Consider the following 521-nt stretch of genomic DNA (forward strand, 5'->3'; position numbering starts at 1 on the left):
GGGCCGTGTCTCAGTCCCAGTGTGGCCGTCCACCCTCTCAGGCCGGCTACTGATCGTTGCCTTGGTAGGCCGCTACCCTGCCAACTAGCTAATCAGACGCGGGCCCATCCATAAGTGATAGCTTTGTCAAGAGGCCATCTTTACTGTACTTAACATGCGTATTGTACAGCTTATGCGGTATTAGCAGCCGTTTCCAACTGTTATCCCCCGCTTATGGGTAGGTTGCCCACGCGTTACTCACCCGTCCGCCACTAACTAATGTTCGACACTCACTGTTCTCTCTTCGCTTTGCTATGAGGGTTTGGCACTTTTTTGGTCGCTTGGATGCTCGCTTCGCTCGCACCAAGCTGGCTTTTAGCTTCCGCTCGAAAACAATCAGTGTCAAACATTAGTCCGTTCGACTTGCATGTGTTAGGCACGCCGCCAGCGTTCGTCCTGAGCCAGGATCAAACTCTCCAATAAAAGTCTATCCTAGCCATCGTCTGGCTTTTTTCTCGTTAGAGCCGTTAGTTAAATCATCT

The 521-nt window shown here is 51.2% G+C and carries 1 rRNA gene; it reads right to left on the minus strand.

Going from position 1 to position 521, the window contains the following annotated elements:
- Nucleotides 1–462: ribosomal RNA gene (locus tag AWB54_RS15025) — 16S ribosomal RNA — on the minus strand; the annotation flags it as partial.
- Nucleotides 463–521 lie beyond the last annotated feature (59 nt).

It is taken from the genome of Syntrophomonas wolfei subsp. methylbutyratica, from assembly GCF_001570625.1.
GTDB classification, from domain to species: domain Bacteria; phylum Bacillota; class Syntrophomonadia; order Syntrophomonadales; family Syntrophomonadaceae; genus Syntrophomonas; species Syntrophomonas methylbutyratica.